At 65.2% G+C, this 247-nt stretch carries 1 protein-coding gene; it reads right to left on the reverse strand.

What is annotated here, in order from left to right; all coding sequences use genetic code 11:
* A partial coding sequence (locus tag KVT28_RS26025; protein ID WP_217551154.1) for a hypothetical protein occupies positions 1 to 247 on the reverse strand: 247 nt, incomplete at both ends.

Below are 247 nucleotides of genomic sequence, written 5' to 3' on the forward strand. Positions count from 1 at the left end.
CTGGGCCACAGCTCGATCTGATCGCCGGTCGACTGCCGAGACGGTCGGTATGCCACGGCATACGTGGCCGCCTCCGCCGGCAGCAAGAAGGGCTCCCCGCGGCCGAGCAGGCCGATCACCTCGTTGTGCAGGTTGGCTAACCGGTTGGTGACGATGTCCACCACAATCAGGCCGATGCCACGTGTCAAGTAGGCGACACACTTCGCCGCGAAACCCTGGCGAGCTTCGGGACGGTCCTTGTTCCGAG

It is taken from the genome of Pantoea sp. GbtcB22, assembly GCF_019091025.1.
In the GTDB taxonomy this organism is placed as follows: domain Bacteria; phylum Pseudomonadota; class Gammaproteobacteria; order Enterobacterales; family Enterobacteriaceae; genus Pantoea; species Pantoea leporis.